The organism is Bradyrhizobium sp. AZCC 2262, assembly GCF_036924535.1.
In the GTDB taxonomy this organism is placed as follows: Bacteria; Pseudomonadota; Alphaproteobacteria; order Rhizobiales; family Xanthobacteraceae; genus Bradyrhizobium.
Genome location: NZ_JAZHRT010000001.1, coordinates 1,255,876 through 1,275,555, shown reverse-complemented (window position 1 = coordinate 1,275,555; position 19,680 = coordinate 1,255,876). Strand labels below are relative to the sequence as shown.

The 19,680-nt window shown below is 62.4% G+C and carries 22 protein-coding genes; 7 read left to right on the top strand and 15 right to left on the bottom strand.

The genetic code is table 11. The features are described 5' to 3' along the window. Positions 1–41: 41 nt before the first annotated feature. Both V1283_RS05865 and grxD read right to left on the bottom strand, forming a co-directional pair. Positions 42–596, bottom strand: coding sequence for an O-acetyl-ADP-ribose deacetylase (locus V1283_RS05865; protein ID WP_334392965.1), 555 nt, complete (start codon positions 594–596; stop codon positions 42–44). Further along, positions 593–931: a Grx4 family monothiol glutaredoxin gene (gene grxD / locus V1283_RS05860; RefSeq protein ID WP_334385497.1), complete on the bottom strand. Its 339-nt coding sequence runs from the start codon at positions 929–931 to the stop codon at positions 593–595. Before grxD ends, V1283_RS05865 begins: the two co-directional genes overlap by 4 nt. A gap of 287 nt (positions 932–1,218) precedes the next feature. Between grxD and egtB the strand changes: the two genes are divergently transcribed. Both egtB and egtD read left to right on the top strand, forming a co-directional pair. Continuing rightward, complete coding sequence (gene egtB / locus V1283_RS05855) at positions 1,219–2,469, top strand: ergothioneine biosynthesis protein EgtB (RefSeq protein WP_334385496.1); 1,251 nt, start codon at positions 1,219–1,221, stop codon at positions 2,467–2,469. 49 nt (positions 2,470–2,518) lie between these two features. Next, entirely contained in the window at positions 2,519–3,490 is a 972-nt protein-coding gene (egtD, locus tag V1283_RS05850; RefSeq protein WP_334385495.1) for an L-histidine N(alpha)-methyltransferase, read from the top strand. Positions 3,491–3,528: 38 nt separating this feature from the next. Here egtD and V1283_RS05845 read toward each other — a convergent pair whose 3' ends face one another. The 3 genes from V1283_RS05845 to V1283_RS05835 all read right to left on the bottom strand — a co-directional run bounded on the left by V1283_RS05845 (position 3,529) and on the right by V1283_RS05835 (position 5,793). Further along, the gene (locus V1283_RS05845) at positions 3,529–3,774 is read right to left on the bottom strand and encodes a hypothetical protein (RefSeq protein ID WP_334385494.1); all 246 of its coding nucleotides are present in this window, start codon (positions 3,772–3,774) and stop codon (positions 3,529–3,531) included. 570 nt (positions 3,775–4,344) lie between these two features. Then, entirely contained in the window at positions 4,345–5,523 is a 1,179-nt protein-coding gene (locus V1283_RS05840) for a low temperature requirement protein A (protein WP_334385493.1), read from the bottom strand. Positions 5,524–5,556: 33 nt separating this feature from the next. Further along, positions 5,557–5,793, bottom strand: coding sequence for a BolA family protein (locus tag V1283_RS05835; RefSeq protein WP_334385492.1), 237 nt, complete (start codon positions 5,791–5,793; stop codon positions 5,557–5,559). A gap of 184 nt (positions 5,794–5,977) precedes the next feature. Here V1283_RS05835 and V1283_RS05830 point away from each other — a divergent pair, with 184 nt between their 5' ends. Next, positions 5,978–6,337 carry a DUF427 domain-containing protein gene (locus tag V1283_RS05830; protein ID WP_334385491.1) on the top strand — a complete coding sequence of 120 codons (360 nt, stop codon included), beginning with the start codon at positions 5,978–5,980 and terminating at the stop codon, positions 6,335–6,337. Positions 6,338–6,410: 73 nt separating this feature from the next. On the opposite strand, the gene V1283_RS05825 is transcribed toward V1283_RS05830, so the two are convergent. Next, positions 6,411–6,584: a DUF1328 domain-containing protein gene (locus V1283_RS05825; protein ID WP_079604157.1), complete on the bottom strand. Its 174-nt coding sequence runs from the start codon at positions 6,582–6,584 to the stop codon at positions 6,411–6,413. A 196-nt stretch (positions 6,585–6,780) separates the two neighbouring features. On the opposite strand from V1283_RS05825, the gene V1283_RS05820 reads away from it, so the two are divergent. Next, on the top strand, positions 6,781–7,965 hold the full coding sequence (locus tag V1283_RS05820) for an acyltransferase family protein (RefSeq protein ID WP_334385490.1): 1,185 nt from the start codon (positions 6,781–6,783) through the stop codon (positions 7,963–7,965). Between the two features lie 92 nt (positions 7,966–8,057). On the opposite strand, the gene purL is transcribed toward V1283_RS05820, so the two are convergent. Next, positions 8,058–10,265, bottom strand: a complete 2,208-nt coding sequence (gene purL / locus V1283_RS05815) for a phosphoribosylformylglycinamidine synthase subunit PurL (protein WP_334385489.1) — start codon at positions 10,263–10,265, stop codon at positions 8,058–8,060. 162 nt (positions 10,266–10,427) lie between these two features. Here purL and V1283_RS05810 point away from each other — a divergent pair, with 162 nt between their 5' ends. Further along, the gene (locus V1283_RS05810) at positions 10,428–10,916 is read left to right on the top strand and encodes a PaaI family thioesterase (RefSeq protein ID WP_334385488.1); all 489 of its coding nucleotides are present in this window, start codon (positions 10,428–10,430) and stop codon (positions 10,914–10,916) included. Further along, on the top strand, positions 10,906–11,838 hold the full coding sequence (locus tag V1283_RS05805; protein WP_334385487.1) for a DMT family transporter: 933 nt from the start codon (positions 10,906–10,908) through the stop codon (positions 11,836–11,838). The genes V1283_RS05810 and V1283_RS05805 overlap by 11 nt, the downstream gene beginning before the upstream one ends. 181 nt (positions 11,839–12,019) lie before the next feature. Here the strand turns inward: V1283_RS05805 and V1283_RS05800 are convergent, their stop codons facing one another. The 7 genes from V1283_RS05800 to purC all read right to left on the bottom strand — a co-directional run bounded on the left by V1283_RS05800 (position 12,020) and on the right by purC (position 17,977). Next, the gene (locus V1283_RS05800; protein ID WP_334385486.1) at positions 12,020–13,624 is read right to left on the bottom strand and encodes an ABC transporter substrate-binding protein; all 1,605 of its coding nucleotides are present in this window, start codon (positions 13,622–13,624) and stop codon (positions 12,020–12,022) included. Between the two features lie 132 nt (positions 13,625–13,756). After that, the gene (locus tag V1283_RS05795) at positions 13,757–14,494 is read right to left on the bottom strand and encodes a tetratricopeptide repeat protein (RefSeq protein WP_334385485.1); all 738 of its coding nucleotides are present in this window, start codon (positions 14,492–14,494) and stop codon (positions 13,757–13,759) included. Positions 14,495–14,799: 305 nt separating this feature from the next. After that, positions 14,800–15,135 carry a hypothetical protein gene (locus tag V1283_RS05790; protein WP_334385484.1) on the bottom strand — a complete coding sequence of 112 codons (336 nt, stop codon included), beginning with the start codon at positions 15,133–15,135 and terminating at the stop codon, positions 14,800–14,802. Between the two features lie 16 nt (positions 15,136–15,151). Then, complete coding sequence (locus tag V1283_RS05785) at positions 15,152–16,117, bottom strand: tripartite tricarboxylate transporter substrate-binding protein (RefSeq protein WP_334392964.1); 966 nt, start codon at positions 16,115–16,117, stop codon at positions 15,152–15,154. An 8-nt stretch (positions 16,118–16,125) separates the two neighbouring features. Then, positions 16,126–16,827, bottom strand: a complete 702-nt coding sequence (gene purQ, locus V1283_RS05780; RefSeq protein ID WP_334385483.1) for a phosphoribosylformylglycinamidine synthase subunit PurQ — start codon at positions 16,825–16,827, stop codon at positions 16,126–16,128. A gap of 11 nt (positions 16,828–16,838) precedes the next feature. After that, entirely contained in the window at positions 16,839–17,078 is a 240-nt protein-coding gene (gene purS / locus V1283_RS05775) for a phosphoribosylformylglycinamidine synthase subunit PurS (protein ID WP_057838858.1), read from the bottom strand. A 131-nt stretch (positions 17,079–17,209) separates the two neighbouring features. Continuing rightward, positions 17,210–17,977: a phosphoribosylaminoimidazolesuccinocarboxamide synthase gene (gene purC, locus V1283_RS05770; RefSeq protein ID WP_171708996.1), complete on the bottom strand. Its 768-nt coding sequence runs from the start codon at positions 17,975–17,977 to the stop codon at positions 17,210–17,212. Positions 17,978–18,296: 319 nt separating this feature from the next. On the opposite strand from purC, the gene V1283_RS05765 reads away from it, so the two are divergent. Then, positions 18,297–18,614: a DUF1476 domain-containing protein gene (locus V1283_RS05765; protein WP_334385482.1), complete on the top strand. Its 318-nt coding sequence runs from the start codon at positions 18,297–18,299 to the stop codon at positions 18,612–18,614. 26 nt (positions 18,615–18,640) lie between these two features. On the opposite strand, the gene V1283_RS05760 is transcribed toward V1283_RS05765, so the two are convergent. After that, positions 18,641–19,561: a LysR family transcriptional regulator gene (locus tag V1283_RS05760; RefSeq protein WP_334385481.1), complete on the bottom strand. Its 921-nt coding sequence runs from the start codon at positions 19,559–19,561 to the stop codon at positions 18,641–18,643. Between the last annotated feature and the right edge of the window lie 119 nt (positions 19,562–19,680).

Sequence of the window (19,680 nt, the reverse complement as noted above, 5' to 3'; positions counted from 1 at the left end):
AACCCCTCCCCGAACTCGCGGGGGAGTGTAGCGGCCGCCCGTCAGTCGGCACAAGGGCTGCCAAAGGTATCCAATGCAGCCTGATGCAATTGCGCGCTGGCGTCGGAGAAGCAGCAGAAGATCACCTGCGCCAGTGTGGGCGCAGCCGGCAGCGTATCGACGACGGTCTGGAGCGCGATGCCGGCCGCGCGTTCGGCGGGGAAGCGATAGATGCCCGTTGAAATCGCCGGAAAGGCCACTGTAGCAAGCCCGTGCTTCTGGCACAGCTCCATTGAGCGGCGGTAGCAAGAGGAAAGCAGATCGTCCTCGCCCAGCGTGCCGCCATTCCACACCGGCCCAACCGTGTGGATCACGTGCTTGGCCTTGAGCCGATAGCCCTTGGTGATCTTGGCGTGACCGGTCTCGCAGCCGTGGAGCATCCGGCACTCGGCCACGAGTTCAGGCCCCGCAGCACGATGGATCGCACCATCGACGCCGCCACCGCCGAGCAGCGACGAATTCGCCGCGTTGACGATGGCATCAACGCCCAGCGTGGTGATGTCGGCAACAATGACTTCCAGCCGCGCCTGGCCGATCTGGCGCGCAAGCCCGCTCAGGCCGAGGCCGCCGCGCTGGCGGTGACGCCCTTGTCGGCGAACAGCTGCTGCAATTCACCGGCCTGGAACATCTCGCGGATGATGTCGCAGCCGCCGACGAACTCGCCCTTGACGTAGAGCTGCGGGATGGTCGGCCAGTTCGAATATTCCTTGATGCCGTTACGAAGCTCGGCGGATTCCAGGACGTTCAGGCCCTTGTAGCCGACGCCGACGTGATCGAGGATCTGGACCACCTGCCCGGAGAAACCGCACTGCGGAAATTGCGGCGTGCCCTTCATGAACAGCACGACGTCGTTCGACTTCACTTCATTGTCGATGAATTGCTCAATGCTCATCTTTGCTTCCTTTTGGGGCACCGCCCCCTGCAGCTCGCCTGGTCCATGTAATCAGGTATTGGCCATATATGTAGCCCAAACCGTTGTGCATCCAAAGTAAAATGGCGAAGAGCTGGCATGCGCGGGCCCAGTTGGGGCCCCCGGACGGCCACCGCCCATAGTCTGACGGTATCAATATCATGACGGGGGAAGGCTTTTATCCCGCAGGGGAACCCCTATCTAGGACGGACTGTCCGCAAGGAACCAGTTTACCAGAGTAACGTTCTCTCCCTTGACCGGAGATACCAGTGACGAAATCAGTAGCCGCCGCCGAGTTCGCGACACCAGCCCCGTCACTTTTCTCCGATTCCGGCACCCTCGCCCAGAATTTGGTGGAAGCCTATCTGGCGGTCCGCGGCGAAACCGAGCGCCGGGCCGCTCCCCTGAGCCCCGAGGACCAGCTGATCCAGTCGATGCCGGACGCCAGCCCGGCCAAATGGCACCGCGCCCATACCACCTGGTTCTTCGAGCAATTCCTGCTCGGCGAGCACTGCGAAGGTTACCAGCCCTTCCATCCTGATTACGCGTTTCTATTCAATTCCTACTATGTCAGCGCGGGTCCCCGGCACGCCCGCCACCAGCGCGGCCATCTGACCCGCCCGAGCGCCGACGAGGTCACCGCCTATCGCCGGCATGTCGATGCTGCCGTGGTCAGGTTCTTCCAGACTGCCGGCGAGGAGCGTCTCGCCAAGCTCGCGCCCCTGGTCGAGGTCGGCCTCAACCACGAGCAGCAGCATCAGGAATTGATGCTGACCGACATCCTGCACGCCTTTGCCCAGAACCCGATCCCGCCGGCCTATGATCCGTCCTGGCGCTTCCTGGCGTCGCAGCATTCGGCTGAGGAATGGGTCACCCTCAACGAGGGCATCCACACCGTCGGACACAGCGACGACAGCTTCCATTTCGACAATGAAAAGCCCGCGCATCGCGCCCTTGTCGGCCCGGTCAGGCTCGCCCGCAACCTCGTCACCAATGCCGAATGGCTGGCCTTCATGAAGGACGGCGGCTACGGCACGGCCACGCTCTGGCTGATGGACGGTTTTGCCGCCGCCACCAACGAGGGCTGGCAGGCACCCGGTCACTGGCGCCAGGTCGACGGCGAATGGCGGATCATGACGCTCGGCGGCCTGCAGCCGATCGACCCGTCAGCCCCGGTCAGCCATGTCAGCTATTACGAGGCGGACGCGTTCGCGCGCTGGGCCGGCCGCCATCTGCCGACCGAGATGGAGTGGGAGGTCGCCGCCCGGGCCGGCCAGCTCAACGACGCCTTCGGCATCGTCTGGCAGTGGACCCGCAGCTCCTACTCTCCCTACCCCGGCTACCGCGCCATCGAGGGTGCGCTGGGCGAATATAACGGCAAGTTCATGGTCAACCAGCTGGTGCTGCGCGGCTCCTCGCTTGCAACCCCGGCCGGCCACAGCCGTATCACCTACCGCAACTTCTTCTATCCCTTCCACCGTTGGCAATTCACGGGGTTACGCCTCGCCGACTACGCCTGACGCTAATCAATAATCATCGCGCGCCGGTAAGCGCGTTCGGGAGAGTATCATGAATGTGCATGCCGCCGCTTTGGCTGAAGCGTACCAGTTCGATGAGCAGACCTCCGCCTTTGCCGGCGACGTGATCGGCGACCTCTCGCAATTCCCGAAGCGCCTGTCGCCGAAATATTTCTACGACGCCGCAGGCTCCGAACTGTTCGAGCAGATCACGATTCTGCCGGAATATTATCCGACCCGCACCGAGCTCGGCATTCTGCGCAGCCGCGGCGACGAGATCGCGGCCCTTATTCCCAAGGGCGCCGCGCTGGTGGAATTCGGCGCTGGCGCCACCACCAAGGTCCGCCTGCTGCTGGAGCGCTGCGATTTCGGCGCCTATGTCCCGGTCGACATTTCCGGCGATTTCCTGAGCGCGCAGGCGAGCGCCTTGCGCAAGGATTTTCCCGAGCTTGGGGTTTATCCGGTTGCCGCCGATTTCACCGCGCCGTTTGCCCTGCCAGCCGAGATCGAAGGGATGCCCAAGGTCGGCTTCTTTCCGGGATCGACGCTCGGCAATTTCGAACCGCACGAAGCGCGGGCCTTCCTGCGCAGTGCGCGCGACATTCTCGGCGAAGGCGCGCAGATGCTCATCGGCGTCGACCTCGAAAAGAACGAGCGGATGCTTTACGACGCCTATAACGATGCCGCCGGCGTCACCGCGCGGTTCAATCTCAACGTTCTGGTTCGCATCAACCGCGAGCTCGGCGGCAATTTCGACGTTTCCGCCTTCATGCATCGCTCGATATATAACCGCGAGCGCCATCGCATCGAGATGCACCTGATCGCCAAGAAGGCGCAGACCGTGCGCATCCTCGGGCGCAATTTTTCATTCCGCCCGGGTGAGAGCATCCACACCGAGTCGAGCTACAAATACAGCCTCGACCGCTTCACCGCACTGGCGCGGGACTCCGGCTGGTCGGTCCGGGAATCCTGGACCGACCACGACGGGATGTTTTCCGTTCACGCGCTGGTGGCGTCAGACTGAGGAATGGGCGCGAGCCTTGCAGCTCACGTCTTTGAGGTTCACGTCTTGCAGACCGATCTTCGGCGGTCCGGTCGCAGCCGGCGTGCTGGAGTGATCCTGGGCGCTATGGATATCCAATCATCGGACAATCGGTCTGCACCCAGCAACCACGCGTGAATGATCCGCCACTTGTCCTGTCCGCGAGACTGGAAATCCAACAGCGGCGATCCGCTGTCCTGCAGTTCGTGGAAGAACTTCAACGAGTCTTTTCCGGTCGGCCCGTCCTGCTCGATCGCCTGCGTCAAGATCCAGCGGTCCCACTCCTGAATGATGCGTACTCTTGCTTCACTTTGTTTCATCGGCGCGTATTCCCAGCCACGGCATTCCGTGGATTCCCAGTGATCGCGCTGGTCTAGGTCTGATGGAAAGGTGCTACGCCGCCGCGCGTCCCCGCACCTTTGCCGCGCTCACTATAGACAAACTTCTTAACAAATCTTCATCTTTATCGAGCCGCCCGCAAATGGCTACATCAGCGCTTTCGTTTGCCCTTCGAACCGTCCCAATTTTGACGCGGACTCAGCCGAATTTCCTTGGCAGGCTCGGCTGGGGGTGAGTTCGTGCCAGGGGATCTCAATCATGGGCAACGCGTATCCAGCATCCGGCAATCGGAAGCCATATTTCAGCTCGTCGTCCGCTCGCGAGGACTCGGCCTGGGATCAAGAGGCGGACACCGAGCGGGAGTCCCTCATCGAGGAGAACGCCAGACTGCGGGCGCTCGTTGTGCAATTGTCAACTCTCGTTCTTCGAAACGTCGTCGATCAGCACAGCAGCTCTCCGATGCAGCCGCTGAGGCGGTCGCTGCCCGACCAGTAGTATTATTCTGCCGAATTGGATCGCAGCGAGATCGACTCCCACACCGCGACCGCGATCATGATCGCGGTGGTCAGGATCGACAGCATCAGCGGCGAAAGATCGCTGGCGAACCAGGCGAGCACGCCGAGCGCGATAATACCGGCCCCGTGCGAGAGCTGAAGGAAACCGCGAAAGCTGTGCTTGAAAAGGATGGTCCCGAACAGAAACAGCAAGGGACCGCCGATCGCGCTTATCACCGTCTTGAGATCGGAATGCCCGCTCGGGTGCTTTAGCACGAGTTCATCGGCCACCGCCGCGACGATGATGCCGGCCACGATCGGCATGTGCAGATAGGTATAGGCGAGCCGCGCCAGCCTTCCCGGCTCGCTCGATCTTGAGATCTGCTCGGAGCCGGCTTCGGCGCCCTTGTGGAAGTAGATCCACCACATCGCGAGGCAGCCGCCGAAGGCCGACACGAACGCCAGGACGTTTTCGGTCGTCCACGTCAGCTCGGCAAAGGTCGCGCCGGTGACGACGATGGATTCGCCGAGCGCGATGATGATGAAGCCGGCGCAGCGCTCGGCCATGTGGCCGCCTTCGACGACCCAATCGGCAACGGCGGACGCGCCATATCGAGGAATCCAGAACCGCACCGCCGGCGAAATATATTCGATCACGAGCGCGATTGCCCAAAGCACCAGCCGCGACGGGCCTTCCGCCATCCCGCCGGCGATCCAGAAAATCGCCGACACCGACAGCCAGGCGGTGATGCGGATCGCATTCATGCGCGCCAGCGACTGGGACGGTAGCGTCGATAGCCACAGGAATACGGTCTTGCCGACCTGCATCGCGGCATAGGCCGCCGCAAACCACAATCCGCGCCCGTCAAACGCCGCCGGGATCGATGTCGACAGCACCAGCCCGCCAAGCGTCAGCGCAAACAGCAGCAGCCGGACCGGGGTCTTTTCGGGATTGAGCCAATTGGTGATCCAGGAAGTGTAGACCCACACCCACCAGACCGCGAGGAACAGCAGCGTGACCTGCAAAGCGCCAAGCGGCGTAAAGTGCGCCAGCAGCGTGTGCGAGATCTGCGTGACCGCAAAGACGAAGACGAGGTCGAAGAACAGCTCGGCATACGTGACGCGGCTGTGCTGGTGCGGCACGATCGGGCGAAACAGCGCGCCGCGTGCATTGTCAGTCATCGATGCGCCCCCGCCGCCAGCCGCCGAGGCGGGCTAGGCGTCCGGCACCCCGGTCTGCAGCGCCAGCGCATGCAGCAAGCCGCCCATCTGCCCCTTGAGCGACTGGTAGACGATCTGGTGCTGCTGCACGCGCGACTTGCCGCGGAAGGATTCCGAGATCACGGTCGCGGCGTAGTGGTCGCCGTCGCCTGCGAGATCGCGGATCGTCACCTCGGCATCGGGGATAGCTGCCTTGATCATCGATTCGATATCGTGGGCGTCCATCGGCATCCAGCATGTCTCCGTCAGGTGTTTCGAATCACGGCCGGCTCGCGCGACCGTGAGCGCCGAACCTAGCGCGTGCGCTCTTCTAGGTCACGCCTGATGGCACTATATTCCGGGTCCGATCGTTTGACACTGTGAGATGCGGTCGCGCCTGATCACGTCAGGCTGACCGAAAAAGAGGCTCAAAATCATGAAATTGCCCGGTCCCGACCATCCGATCACGATTACGGCAAACCCCAAGCGCGTCCGCGTCTCCGCGGACGGCGTGGTCATCGCCGACACCACCCACGCACTGACCCTGAAGGAAGCCAGCTATCCGGCGGTGCAATATGTGCCGCGCGAGGATGCCAATATGGCGCTCCTGGCCCGCACCGAGCGGACCACGCACTGCCCCTACAAGGGGGATGCGAACTATTTCTCCATCAATGCCAACGGCAAAAGCATCGAAAATTCGATCTGGACCTATGAGACGCCCTTCCCGGCCATGGCCGAGATATCAGGCCATCTGGCGTTCTATCCGGACAAGGTGACGATCGAGGAAGTGGCGTAGTCCATCGACCCTGTCATGGCCGGGCAGAAGCGCATCTTCGTGCTTTTGCCCGGGCATAACGAAGAACAAGATTCTACACCCTGAATATCGTGAGCCCGAGGATCAGGAGCACCAGGAAGATCACGACGAAGACATAGAACAGAAAGCGGGCGACGTCGGCCGAAGCCGCCGAAATACCGGTGAAGCCGAGAATGCCGGCGACAATCGACACCAGAAAGAAGATCAGCGCCCATTTTAGAATTGTCATTGCTTGCTCCGCGACCTCCGGGCCACGCCAATGGCGACCGATTAATTCAAATTCACCGGACCTAACGGCGGGTCGTGCTGCCGGTTCCGAAGCAGTCACGTTGCGGAAGAGCGATTAGCCGGCGCCCAATTGGGCCTTGCTGAATCAAGTTCCCGGCTGCAACATTCGGCACAAACAGCCTGGCCGGGAGCCGCGCATGACATCGATTTCCGCCGTTGGGCCTGCCGACGTGGGCGCCGTACCCAAAGCCAAATCGCGAAACCTTTCGCTTGATCGGGCCCGCACCTTCCTGACGCTGGTGGTGCTGCTGCATCATGCCGTCATCCCCTATACCTATTTCGGTCACACCGATCCGAAGTACTTCTTCGGCTTCGACATGATCGTGCTCGCCACCGACAGTTTCTTCATGGCGATGTTCTTCTTCCTGTCGGGGCTGTTCGCCTGGTCCGGTATCGCCCGGAAGGGAGCGATGAACTATCTGGCGGACCGCCTGCTCCGGCTTGGCCTGCCGTTCGTGATCTGCGCGTTCACGGTCATTCCGCTCGCCTATTACGCGATCTCGATGCGGCACCATCCCGAAATCGGCTTTTCGGAATACTGGTGGAATATGGTCACGAAGGGCCCGTGGCCGAGCGGGCCGCTCTGGTTCCTTTGGGTCCTGCTCGCCTTCGACGTGGTTGCTTGCATCCTGCATCGGCTGTCGCCCAACCTGCTCGATCCGATCAATCGCCTTTCGCTGCACGGCCGCCGCCGGCCCGCGGTGTTCTTCGCGGTCATGCTGGCCGTCACCGCAGCGTTCTATGTTCCCGGGCTGATGATTTATGGACCAAGCAGCTGGTTCGAGTTCGGGCCGTTCTCGGTCCAGCACGGACGCGTGATGCTCTATGCGAGCTACTTCTTTTTCGGGGCCGGCATCGGTGTCGCGAATATGGATCGCGGACTGCTCGCGGCAGACGGCCGGATGGCGAAGGTCAGCTGGGACTGGATGGTCCTGGCGATCGTTCCGTATTGCCTCTTGTGGGTGCTGATCACCATCAAACGCGAAATACTGGGCAACCCGTCGCCGTTGCCGAACTGGTATGAGGGGCTCTACGCCGTCTGCTTCACCGTCTTCAGCGTGGCCATCATGTTTCTGATCCTGGCCTTTTTCCAGAGGTTCAGGCAATCAGGCACAGCCAAGCTGCTCGACCCGATGCAGAGCGATGCCTACGGCATGTTCCTGGTGCACTACCCGATCGCATTGTGGCTGCAATACTGGCTGTTCGACTACGACCTGCCGGCGATCGTCAAGGTCGTGATCGGGTTCGTTCTGACCGTTGCGGGGAGCTGGGCGCTGACACGGGCATTGCGGCAGATTCCAGGTGCGACGAAGGTGCTGTGAAAATCCGTAGCCCGGGTGGAGCGCAGCGCAACCCGGGAGTCACGGACATACCGCCCCCGGATTTCGCTTCGCTCCATCCGGGCTACAAGAGCCTACCCCGCCTTGCCGCTCATATAGGCCGGCAGCCAGCGCTCGAACGCTGTCTTGAGCGCGTTCACCGACACCGCCGTTTCACCCGCGACCGCAATCGCATCACCGCCCGTCGTGCCGATCCGCGCACAGGGCACGCCCGCGCCTTTCATCTTGGCCAACACCAGGCCAGCATCCGCCGCAGGCACCGTTACGATGTAACGCGCCTGATCCTCGCCGAACCAGTAGGCGTGCGGCACGATCGAGGCCGGCGCCGCCAATAGCTGCGCGCCGATGCCGCTCGCGATCGCCATCTCGGCGAGCGCGATCAGCAGGCCGCCGTCGGAGATGTCGTGCACGGCGGTGGCGGTGCCGGCGTGGATCATGCCGCGCACCACGTCGCCATTGCGCTTTTCGGCCGCGAGATCGACCGGCGGCGGCGCGCCCTCTTCGCGGCCGCAGATATCGCGCAGGTAGACGGATTGCCCGAGCCAGCCTTGCGTGTCGCCGATCAAGAGGATCGCTTCGCCCGCCGCCTTGAACGCCAGCGTCGCCGACTTGGTGAAATCGTCGAGCAGGCCGACGCCGCCGATCGAGGGCGTCGGCAAAATGCCGCGGCCGTTGGTTTCGTTGTAGAGCGAGACGTTGCCCGACACGACCGGGAAGTCGAGCGTGCGGCAAGCCTCCGAAATGCCCTTCAGGCAGCCGACGAACTGGCCCATGATTTCGGGCCGTTCCGGATTGCCGAAATTCAGATTGTCGGTGATCGCGAGCGGACGGCCGCCGACTGCCGTGATGTTACGCCAGGCTTCGGCGACGGCCTGCTTGCCGCCTTCGAACGGATCCGCCTCGCAATAACGCGGCGTCACGTCGACGGTGAGCGCGAGCCCCTTCGGCCCATCCTGCACGCGGACAACAGCGGCATCGCCGCCGGGACGCTGCACGGTATTGCCGAGAATGACGTGGTCGTACTGCTCCCACACCCAGCGCTTCGAGCACAGCTCGGGCGTTGCGATCAGCTTTTCCAGCGCCGCGGAAACGCCGAGCGGCGGATTTACCTCGCGCGCCTGCACCACCGGCAACGCGGCGGACGGCACATGCGGGCGGTCATAGAGCGGTGCCTCATCGCCCAATTCCTTGATCGGCAGATCGGCCATGACGTCGCCGCCATGCTTGACCACGAAGCGCTTGCTTGGCGTGGTGTAGCCGACGACGGCGAAATCCAGCCCCCACTTTTTGAAGATCGCCTCGGCCTCTTGCTCCTTTTCAGGCTTGAGCACCATCAGCATGCGCTCCTGGCTTTCCGAGAGCATCATCTCATAGGCGCTCATGCCGGTTTCGCGCGTCGGCACCGCATCGAGATTGAGATCGACGCCGAGATCGCCCTTGGCGCCCATCTCGACCGCCGAGCACGTCAGGCCCGCCGCGCCCATGTCCTGGATCGCGATGACGCAATCGGCTTCCATGATTTCAAGGCAGGCTTCCAGCAGGAGCTTTTCCGCAAAGGGATCGCCGACCTGCACCGTCGGCCGTTTCTCGGCGGAATCGTCGTCGAACTCGGCCGACGCCATCGAGGCGCCGTGAATGCCGTCACGCCCGGTCTTGGAGCCCAAATAGACGATCGGCATGTTCACGCCGGAGGCCGCCGCATAGAAAATCTTGTCGGTGTCGGCGAGGCCTACCGCCATCGCGTTGACCAGGATATTGCCGTCATAGCGGGTGTGGAAACGCACCTGCCCGCCAACCGTCGGCACGCCGAACGAATTGCCGTAACCGCCGACGCCGGCGACCACGCCCGAAACCAGATGCCGCGTCTTGGGGTGCTCCGGCGCGCCAAAGGAGAGCGCATTGAGGCAGGCGATCGGCCGCGCGCCCATGGTGAACACGTCGCGCAGAATGCCGCCGACGCCGGTGGTCGCGCCCTGATAGGGCTCGATATAGCTCGGGTGGTTGTGGCTCTCCATCTTGAACACGACGGCCTGGCCGTCGCCGATGTCGATGACGCCGGCGTTCTCGCCAGGGCCCTGGATCACCCATGGCGCCTTGGTCGGCAGGCCCCGCAGATGAATACGCGAGGACTTGTACGAGCAGTGCTCGTTCCACATCGCCGAGAAGATCCCCAGTTCAGTGAAACTCGGCACCCGCCCGATCAGCTTGAGGATGCGCTCATACTCGTCCGGCTTCAGGCCATGGCTGGCGACGAGTTCGGGGGTGATCTGGGGCTCGTTCATGGGTGCCTTAATAGGAAGATCGAGGGGGTGCGAAAAGGCCTTTTATGGCGCATTTCAGCCCTGTCCAGAGCTTTACGAAGGGGGGCTTGCGGGATCGGCGTTTGCACATCCTTCCCGGATCGGATTTAAGGTCGGAAACATTCAATTGAAGGGCCATTTTTAGTGAACGAACTCCCCAAAAATGCATTTCACCAGCGCCCCGACCTCCACGCTGAAACCGAGGGCGAATTCAAGGGCTGGCGGACCTGGACCCGCGACAATTTTGAGACCCATAACGGCCCGTTCTGGCACCGGATGAACGAAAACGGCCGCGTGCAATGCGCGTTCCGGGTCGAGAAGAAGCACCTCAACGGCCAGCGCAACGTCCATGGCGGCTGCTTCATGTCCTTCGCCGACTATTGCCTGTTTGCGATCGCCTCTTCCGTGCTGGAGGGCCCCGGCGTCACCGTTTCGTTCGCCTGCGAGTTTCTCGACGCCGCGCGCGAGGGCGAGCTGATCGAATGCGAGGGTGAAATCACCCGCGCCGGCGGGTCGCTGATCTTCCTGCGCGGCGTGCTGAAATCCGGCGAACGGTCGCTGTTTACCTTCTCAGGCACCATCAAGCGGGTGAAATGGAAGAAGCCGACTGGCACAGGCGCCGTTGCCACCTGACACGCCACAGATCAGTCGCGGCTGGCGCGACTATGCATTGCTGCTCGCGCTGGCGTGCTGCTGGAGTTCGACCTATCCGCTGACCAAGATCGGCCTCGGCTCGTTTCCGCCGATCACCTTCATCTCGGCGCGCTCGCTGATCGCCGCGGGCTTTCTGCTGGTGGTCTTGCGTTTCCGCGGGATCGCGATGCCGACGGACTTCAAAGCCTGGAAGCTGTTCGCCCAGCAGCAGATCATCAATGCGACGTTTCCATTCCTGCTGATCACCTGGGCGCAGCAATACGTGCCGGCGGCAAATACGGTGGTGCTGGCCTCGACGACGCCGATCTTTGCGTTTCTCATCACCTGGGGCATTACGCGGCATGAGCCGGCCACGCTGCTCAAGCTTGCCGGCGCCATTCTGGGGCTTGTCGGAACGGCCGTGATCATCGGCCTCGACGCGCTCGCGACCCTCGATGCCAATATCCTTGCCGAGATCGTCATCCTGATCGCGACTATCTCGTTTGCCTGCGCCACGATCTTCGGCTTGCGGCTGACCGACTACGACCCGATGGTAGTGGCGGCAGGCTCGCTGCTGTTCGGCGGGCTGATATTATTGCCGGCATCGCTGATCGTCGATCATCCCTGGACCTTGCGGCCAACCACCGAAGCGCTGGTCGCCACCGTCGCGATGGGAATCTTCTCGAGCGCGTTCGGGCTGATGCTGTTCTACATGTGTCTGACACGGCTCGGCACGCTGACCACCAACGCGCAAGGCTATCTGCGCATCCCGATCGGCGTTGGCCTGTCGGTTTTGCTGCTCGGCGAAACCGTGCCTGCAAACCTGACGCTTGGCCTGATTTTGGTCATGGCAGGTGTCGCCGCCATGACAATCCCGAAAGACGCCTATCGGCGGTGGAACTATCGGCGTCGCGGCGGCTGAGCCCACGCGCCTAGAGCGGATGGCATCAGATCGGGTCGAAGTGCCCGCGCAGTCAACCGTCATCCTGAGGTGCGAGCGCAGCGAGCCTCGAAGGATGGGCCACGGGCCGTACTCATCCTTCGAGACGCCGCTAACGCGGCTCCTCAGGATGACGGCTGATTCCGCCAAAGCCATCACGCGCCTATTGCATGCTCACCAGCGTCAGATCGACGAACCACGACTGCGGCGAAACAAAACCCTTGACCTTCGGGCTCATCGCGCGGGGATTGAGATCGTGGACGATGTAGAGCCACGGGGGATTGTCGACGAGCCGCTCATGCGCCTTGCGATAGGCGGTCGAGATCGCCGTCGAATCGGTCGATTCCGAGATCGTCTTCAGCGCGTCTTCGAATTCGTCGTCCTTCCACTGCTCGAAATTGAAGCCGTTCGGCGAGAAATTGGCCGCCAGAAAGTAGCGCGCCATGACGCCGGCGTCCGACGACGGCGAGCTGATATTGAGCACCATGGCGCCGCGCAGATTCGGGCTGTCAGGCGTGGCGCGCGCCGCCGTCAGCAGCACCTGCCATTCAATCACGTCGAATTCCACGTTGACGCCGCAGGCCTCTTTCAGATTCTGCTGCAAGAACTCATTCATCGGCAACGGCAGCATCTGCCCCGAGCCGGAATTCGAGATCAGCGCCTTGAACGAGAGCGGCTTCGCCGGCGTGTAGCCTGCTGCCGCGAGCAGCGCCTTGCCCTTGGCGGGCTCGAACTTGTAGCGATTGACCGGCGCGCCGAAATCGGGATCGCTGGCCTTGAGCCAGCCGACCGACGGCTCCGCGGTGCCGTTGAGCAGCGCGACCAGCCCTTCCCGGTCGATGCAATAGTTCAGCGCCTGACGAACTCTGACATCCTTGAACGGGCTGTCGGCGGCGCCGATGTTGTAGAACCACGGCCAGACATGCGGATAGGAGCCGGTAGTGATGGTGAAGCCGGCGGATTTCAGGGAAGCGATGCCGTCGGGCGGCGGCACCTCGATCCAGTCGACCTGGCCGGAGCGCAACGCGGCCAATCGCGAATTCGCCTCAGGGATCGGCATCAGCACGACATTGTCGACTTTCGCTTTTCTGCTGGCGTCCCAATATTTGTCCCAGCGAGCAAGATCGGCTTCCTGCCGCGGCACCACTTTGGTGATCCGGAACGGCCCGGTGCCAGCCGCCGGCAAGGTTGCGACCTTTGCCCACTCCTTTCCCGCCTTCTCGAACGATGCCGGCGAGGTGAACAGGAGATAGACCGCCATGTAGGGAAAATAGGAGGCGGGCTTCGTGGTGGTGATGGCGACGGTAGCGTCGTCGATCTTTCTGTAGCTGCCCATCACGGGAACGCGCGCCCGCGATATCGCCGAACTCGGCGGCTCAAATTGCGGGCTCTCGCTGTTGAAATAACGGTCAAGATTCCAGATCACGGCGTCGGCATTGAAATCGGTGCCGTCGTGGAATTTGACGCCCTGGCGCAGATGGAAAATCCAGGTCTTGTTGTCACTGGGGTCCTGCTCCCATTTCTCCGCGAGCCCGGGACGCAAGGTCGCCAGCCGGTCTGTGCTGGTCAGGTCCCACAGCACCAACCCTTCGAAGATCGGATAGCCGAGGAAGCGCATCCCCTCGAAACCGTTGTTGGGCAGCCCGGTCGCAGTGGGAATATCGGACGCCGTCATCGCGATGCGCAGCGTGGTTTCAGCCGTCGCCGAATGGGACGACAGCAGGGCGGTCAACAGCGCAACCGTGCAGCAAGCCTTGCGAATGGGCATGATCGATCTCCGTCCGACGATCGGAAAATCCGCGTTTGGGATCAGGAGAGACGAGCAAGTTTCAGGCCAGCCACTTTCCGCAAGTGAACAAAGATTGCGCAGTTCAACAGAGATGTCTTTGGCCGTTACGGTTCAGGTCGACAACTGCTTTTCAGCGATCGAAAGCCATTCGGCCTGCGCCTCGCGCAGATATCTGGGCGCGCGTCGCATCTGAAGCAGCAATTCGTTGAACACCACCCTCGCCTCGGCGGTGCGGCCCACCAATTTCAGCAGCATGCCGTATCGAACCCGGGCTTCCGCGCCGGGAAAATAGGCGGCGAGCGCATGGTATTCGTCGAGTGCCTCGTCGGTGCGGCCGACCTCGGCCAATGAGCGGGCATAGAGCAGATGCCCTTCGGCAGATTCAAAATCCGGCCAGCGCTCCTTCAGATCATCCAGCGTCGCGAGCGCATCCGCCGGGCGATTGAGACCGAACTGAGCCTGCGCCTTGCCCAGCGCGTAGGCCGGCTCATCCCCCATCGGCAGTTTGAGGACGTGATTGTAGTGGCGCTCGGCTTCGTCGAACCGCCCGACCTTCAGACATTCGGTCGCAAGTGCCTGGCGGTTGGCGATGGTATCGCTGCCGGCGAGCCGGTCGGACAGCTCACGGTAGGCCTTTTTCGGATCGAGCTTGCCGGCGATGCGCTTGCGTGCCTGTTGGGCGCCGGGGCTTCCAAACCACTCCGGCACCAGCTCGACGACGATGTAGGCGAGCGCGCCGACCAGCGGGATCATCAGGATGATGAACGCCCAGGGCTGCAGGCGTCCGGTCCTCGATGCGTGATAGATCAGCGTGATATCGAGCAGCAAAATGACGAGAGCAACAGGCATGGCGCATTCCAGGCAAACGGGGTCGGACGGTCGTTAGTGGCCTTGATAGCGCGGCAAGTTCAATTGGACAATCTTCAGTTGTGATGGGGCGTGAAATATCGACTGGCGGCGCCTTTCTTTCCAGAGCATCGCTGCGATTCCAGATTTGCGGCCCGGCGGAAACCTCCGGGAACAGCAACGAACTGTGATCGGCCAGCGGGAACGCAACGCTAGCGGACCTCGTTGGCGGTTACGCGGCAAGAAAAAGGAGCAATCATGAAACTCGCAACATTGGGATTGGCGACAGCGCTTGTCTTCACGGGCACTTATGCGCTTGCGCAATCCAGCAGCGGCTCGGCAAGCGGAAGTTCGGCCACGGGTGGCGCAGCGACGAGCGGTCCGACGACGGGATCTTCCACTGGCGGAACGACATCAGGTAATGCGACGGGCGGCGCCGCTGGCACCGGCATGACCAACAATGCTGGCAGTGCCGCGGCGGGACAGAACAGCGGACTGAACCCGTCGGGGAACACTCTCATCAACCCGTCGCCCAGCGGCTCGACCATTGCGCCGGCAGGCCCCGGCTCGACACCTGGCAGGTAATAGCTGGCAGATAATAACTGGCAGGTAATAAAAAGCCCCGCTTGACGGGGCTTTTTCATTGCATGACCGCGGGTGCTACTTCTTCTCTTCCAGCAGCTTTTTGTATTTCGCGACGTCGCGCGTCACCAACTGTCCAAGCACTTCGGGCGCGAGCTCGTTGGCGTCGGGCGCGACGGTGGAGAGATCGTGAAAGCGCTTCTTTACCGCCTCGCTTTCGACGGCCGTCCTGGCCGCAGCATTCAGTTTCGCGATGATCGCAGGCGGCGTGCCCTTCGGCGCAAACAGGCCGTTCCAGCCCTGCGCCTCGAAATCGGGAAGGCCGGCTTCCGACGACATCGGCAGATCGGGCAAGGTCGAAAGCCGCACCGTCGAGCCGACGACGAGACCCCTTACCAGCTTGTCGTCGATCGCCTGCGACACCGAGGCGGCCGAGTCGCAGACGCCGTCGATCTGGCCGCCGATCGCGTCCGTCAGCGCCGGCGCCGCGCCGCGATAACCGACCAGCGTGACCTCAACGCCGGCCGCGTTTTCAAAGCTCTTGCAGATCAGGAAATTCGACGAGCCGATGCCGGCATGGCCGAGATTGACCTTGCCGGGATTCTTCTTCGCATAGGCGATGAATTCCTGCAGGTTCTTCGCCGGAAAATCCTTGCGCAGCGCCACGATGCCGAACGTCTTCGCGACGACCGCGATCGGCACAAAGGATTCCGGCGTGAACGGCAGCTTTGGATAGATCGTATAGGCCGCGGCGCTGGTGCCCGCGTTGCCGATGGCGATGGTATAGCCGTCGGCTTCCGCGCGCGCCGCGCGTGTCAGCGCGGTCGAACCGCCGGCGCCGGCGACATTCTCGATCACGATCGGCTGCCCGAGCGACTTGGCCATCTCCTCGGCGACCACGCGCGCGATCACGTCGGACGTGCCGCCGGCCGCGAACGGCACGATCATGCTGATGGGACGCTTGGGATAGTCCTGCGCGTGGGCGGCAGCGGCGAGCGACAAGACCGCCGCGGCAACGGCCGAGCGCATCATCAGGCGCATCATGACGGATTTCACGCGGCTTTTTCCAGATGTGCGGCGAGGCCCGCGAACAGGCCGCGGCCGTCGGTGCAGCCCATGATGTCTTCGACGTGGTTTTCCGGATGCGGCATCATGCCGAGCACATTGCCGCGCTCGTTGACGATGCCGGCGATCGACTGCGCGGCGCCGTTGATGTTGGACGCCTCGTCGACAATGCCCTCAGCCGAGCAGTAGCGGTAGAGCACGCGCCCCTCGCCTTCCAGCCGCTTCACCGTCTCTTCATCGGCCTCGTAATTGCCCTCGCCATGGGCGACCGGCACGCGAATGACCTGGCCGGCATTGTAGCCGCGCGTGAACGGCGTATCCGAACGCTCGACCCGCAGATGGACATCCCTGCAAATGAACTTCAGCCGCGCATTGCGCATCAGCACGCCGGGCAGCAGGCCGGCTTCACAGAGGATCTGAAAGCCGTTGCAGACGCCGAGCACGAGGCCGCCATCGGCCGCGAACTTGCGCACCGCGTCCATCACGGGGGCGCGGGCGGCAATGGCGCCGCAGCGCAGATAGTCGCCATAGGAAAACCCGCCGGGCACAACGACCAGATCGGTCCCCTTTGGCAGCGCGGTGTCGGCATGCCAGACCATTGCCGCCTCCTGGCCGGAGACGAGTTTGAGCGCACGCGCCATATCGCGCTCGCGGTTGATTCCGGGAAAGACGAGAACGGCTGATTTCATGGAAGGCGCGCCTAGAGCAGTTCGACCCGATAGTTTTCGATCACCGTATTCGCCAGCAGCTTGTCGGCGGCATCCTTCAACGCCGCTTCGGCCTTGGCCTTGTCGGCGCCCGACAGTTCGATGTCGAACACCTTGCCCTGGCGGACGCTGGCGACGCCATCGACGCCGAGCGATTTCAGCGCGCCTTCGATGGCCTTGCCCTGCGGATCGAGAATCCCCGACTTCAACGTAACGGTAACGCGTGCCTTCATTTTAACCTCGTCATTCCGGACGAACCGCGCAGCGGGTCGATCCGGAATCTCGCGCGAACAATCTCTGGATTCCACAATGCGCAATTGCGCATTGGGGTTCGCGGTCTGCGCCCGCGCCCCGGAATGACGTGCTAGCTCTTCACCAGCACCGGACCGGTACCAGCCGGACGCTCGTTTTCCATCAGGATGCCCAGACGCTTTGCTACTTCGGTGTAGGCCTCGAGCAAGCCACCGAGATCCCGACGGAAACGGTCCTTGTCGAGCTTCTCGTTCGACTTGATATCCCACAGCCGGCATGAGTCGGGCGAGATCTCGTCGGCGACGATGATCCGCATCATCTCGTTCTCGAACAGCCGGCCGCATTCCATCTTGAAATCGACCAGACGGATGCCGATGCCCAGGAACAGCCCGGTGAGGAAGTCGTTGACGCGGATGGCGAGCGCCATGATGTCGTCGATTTCCTGCGGCGTGGCCCAGCCGAACGCAGTGATATGCTCTTCCGACACCATGGGGTCGTTGAGCTGGTCGTTCTTGTAATAGAACTCGATGATCGAGCGCGGCAGTTGCGTGCCCTCCTCGATGCCGAGACGCTGCGACAGCGAGCCGGCGGCGACGTTCCGCACCACCACCTCCAGCGGCACGATCTCGACCTCCCGAATCAACTGCTCGCGCATGTTGAGGCGGCGGATGAAATGGGTCGGCACCCCGATGTCGTTGAGGTGCTGAAACAGGTACTCCGAAATCCGGTTGTTGAGGACGCCCTTGCCCTCGATCACCTGGTGTTTCTTGGCATTGAACGCGGTCGCATCATCCTTGAAGTGCTGGATCAGGGTTCCCGGCTCCGGGCCTTCATACAGGACCTTGGCCTTGCCTTCATAAATACGGCGTCGACGGCTCATTGGGATGTACCGTGTTTTGTTGAAATCCATGAAATTGGTGTGCTCCGGATGACAAGGGTTTGCGACCACGACGGAGCTGCCGTGAAGGCCAGGTCCTGAACAGAGCGACCGGAAACAGAACAAGAACCTCGCCTGACGGCAACCTATCCGATTGCCCCATCCAGCACAATCGACCCAGCCCAATTGGGGCCAATTTATCCCGGTTGCCTGCGGCCTAACGGCTCGTTGTTTTACCGATTCGCCCCCTCTATCTAGGTAGGCGATTGGGCCGCGACAACGCCGGCCCCGCTTACCTTTTGCCGGGATTGGAACCGAAGAAATGACCACTTTCGACAAGCGCGAGGAAGGTTTTGAGAAGAAATTCGCCCTTGATGAGGACCTGAAATTCAAGGCCGTGGCGCGCCGTAACAAGCTGCTCGGGCAGTTGATCGCGGAAAAGCTCGGCAAGTCGGGCGATGAGGCCGCCGCCTATGCCAAGGAGGTGGTCGCGGCCGTGTTTGAGGGCGACGGCGACGTGCTTCGCAAGGTGCTAGGCGATGTCAAAGCCAAGGGTGTTGACATGACCGAGGAGCAACTTCGCGCCAGGATGGACGAACTAATGGCGCAGGCTGTCGCCCAGGTGAAGGCGGGGGCATAAGGAGCGAATAGGGAAAACTCCATTCGCTACTCGCCATTCGCCATTCGCCCCTTTGAATATTCCTTCCGAACGATCTCCATCAATCGCCGCGCCGCCGCGCTCAAAAATCCGCCGCGGCGCGTTACCGTCACCACATCGTGGCTCGCCTTGAGATCGCGGACGTCGATGGTCGAAATCGTGCCGTAGCGCAATTCCTCCGCGGCATTGCTCTCCGACAGCAGTGCGATGCCGAGGCCGGCTTCGACCAGCCGCTTTTGCGCGGTCAGGCTGTCGACCGGCGTCCAATCGATTTCACCGAGGCCATGGGTCTGAAACAGCGCAAAAACATGTGACGCCGTGATCTCGCGCCGTCCCGGCACCACGGGAAAGGCAATCCAGCGCTCGCCGCTGAGATCGGCGAGTTTTGTCAGACGGCGGCCGGCGCGCGGATGGTCGCCCCCGCATACCACCTGCAGCCGTTCGGCAAACAGCAATTCGCAATCGAGATCACGCGAGCGGTCGCGGTCATAGCGCAGGCCGATGGTTGCCTCGCCGCGCCGGATCAGATCGCTGACCTCCGCGCTGGTCGCGGTGCGCAGGCTCAATTCGACCTCGGGATGTTCGGCCGCGAAGCGTTTCAAGATCGCCGACAGCCGCCCGCCGGCCAGCGTGCCGACCACCGCGAGCGCAATCGGCCCAAAATTCGGCCGCGCCAGCGCGCGAACCGCATTCTCCGCATCCTGGGCGGCGGCGACCGCGCGCTCGGCATAAGGCACCATCACCCGCCCCGCATCGCTCAGCATCGTGCGGCCCGCGATCCGCTCGAACAGCGGCACGCCGAGTTCCTGTTCCAGCAACGCAATGCGCCGCGAAATCGCCGGCTGCGAGCGGTGCAGCACCTTCGCCGCGCTCGAAATGCCGCCGCGGCGGTGAACGGTCAGGAACGTGAGAAGCGCATCGCTGTCCATGTTTGATCCATGCAAAAAGCTGATGATGCATAGAGAAATAACAAATTTGGCTGATGGGAGATAGCCCGCTAGTTTCAACCCGTCATCCTGAGGCGCGAGCGAAGCGAGCCTCGAAGGAT

Excerpts from the sequence above, each read along its gene's own strand:
- V1283_RS05800 (WP_334385486.1), bottom strand. The coding sequence starts at position 13,624 with ATGCCCATTCGCAAGGCTTGCTGCACGGTTGCGCTGTTGACCGCCCTG.
- purC (WP_171708996.1), bottom strand. The coding sequence starts at position 17,977 with ATGAGCCGTCGACGCCGTATTTATGAAGGCAAGGCCAAGGTCCTGTAT.
- V1283_RS05785 (WP_334392964.1), bottom strand. The coding sequence starts at position 16,117 with ATGATGCGCCTGATGATGCGCTCGGCCGTTGCCGCGGCGGTCTTGTCG.
- grxD (WP_334385497.1), bottom strand. The coding sequence starts at position 931 with ATGAGCATTGAGCAATTCATCGACAATGAAGTGAAGTCGAACGACGTC.
- V1283_RS05790 (WP_334385484.1), bottom strand. The coding sequence starts at position 15,135 with ATGAAAAAGCCCCGTCAAGCGGGGCTTTTTATTACCTGCCAGTTATTA.
- V1283_RS05820 (WP_334385490.1), top strand. The coding sequence starts at position 6,781 with ATGACATCGATTTCCGCCGTTGGGCCTGCCGACGTGGGCGCCGTACCC.
- V1283_RS05795 (WP_334385485.1), bottom strand. The coding sequence starts at position 14,494 with ATGCCTGTTGCTCTCGTCATTTTGCTGCTCGATATCACGCTGATCTAT.
- purQ (WP_334385483.1), bottom strand. The coding sequence starts at position 16,827 with ATGAAATCAGCCGTTCTCGTCTTTCCCGGAATCAACCGCGAGCGCGAT.
- V1283_RS05835 (WP_334385492.1), bottom strand. The coding sequence starts at position 5,793 with ATGCCGATGGACGCCCACGATATCGAATCGATGATCAAGGCAGCTATC.
- purL (WP_334385489.1), bottom strand. The coding sequence starts at position 10,265 with ATGAACGAGCCCCAGATCACCCCCGAACTCGTCGCCAGCCATGGCCTG.
- V1283_RS05760 (WP_334385481.1), bottom strand. The coding sequence starts at position 19,561 with ATGGACAGCGATGCGCTTCTCACGTTCCTGACCGTTCACCGCCGCGGC.
- V1283_RS05830 (WP_334385491.1), top strand. The coding sequence starts at position 5,978 with ATGAAATTGCCCGGTCCCGACCATCCGATCACGATTACGGCAAACCCC.
- purS (WP_057838858.1), bottom strand. The coding sequence starts at position 17,078 with ATGAAGGCACGCGTTACCGTTACGTTGAAGTCGGGGATTCTCGATCCG.
- V1283_RS05765 (WP_334385482.1), top strand. The coding sequence starts at position 18,297 with ATGACCACTTTCGACAAGCGCGAGGAAGGTTTTGAGAAGAAATTCGCC.
- V1283_RS05840 (WP_334385493.1), bottom strand. The coding sequence starts at position 5,523 with ATGACTGACAATGCACGCGGCGCGCTGTTTCGCCCGATCGTGCCGCAC.
- egtD (WP_334385495.1), top strand. The coding sequence starts at position 2,519 with ATGAATGTGCATGCCGCCGCTTTGGCTGAAGCGTACCAGTTCGATGAG.
- V1283_RS05825 (WP_079604157.1), bottom strand. The coding sequence starts at position 6,584 with ATGACAATTCTAAAATGGGCGCTGATCTTCTTTCTGGTGTCGATTGTC.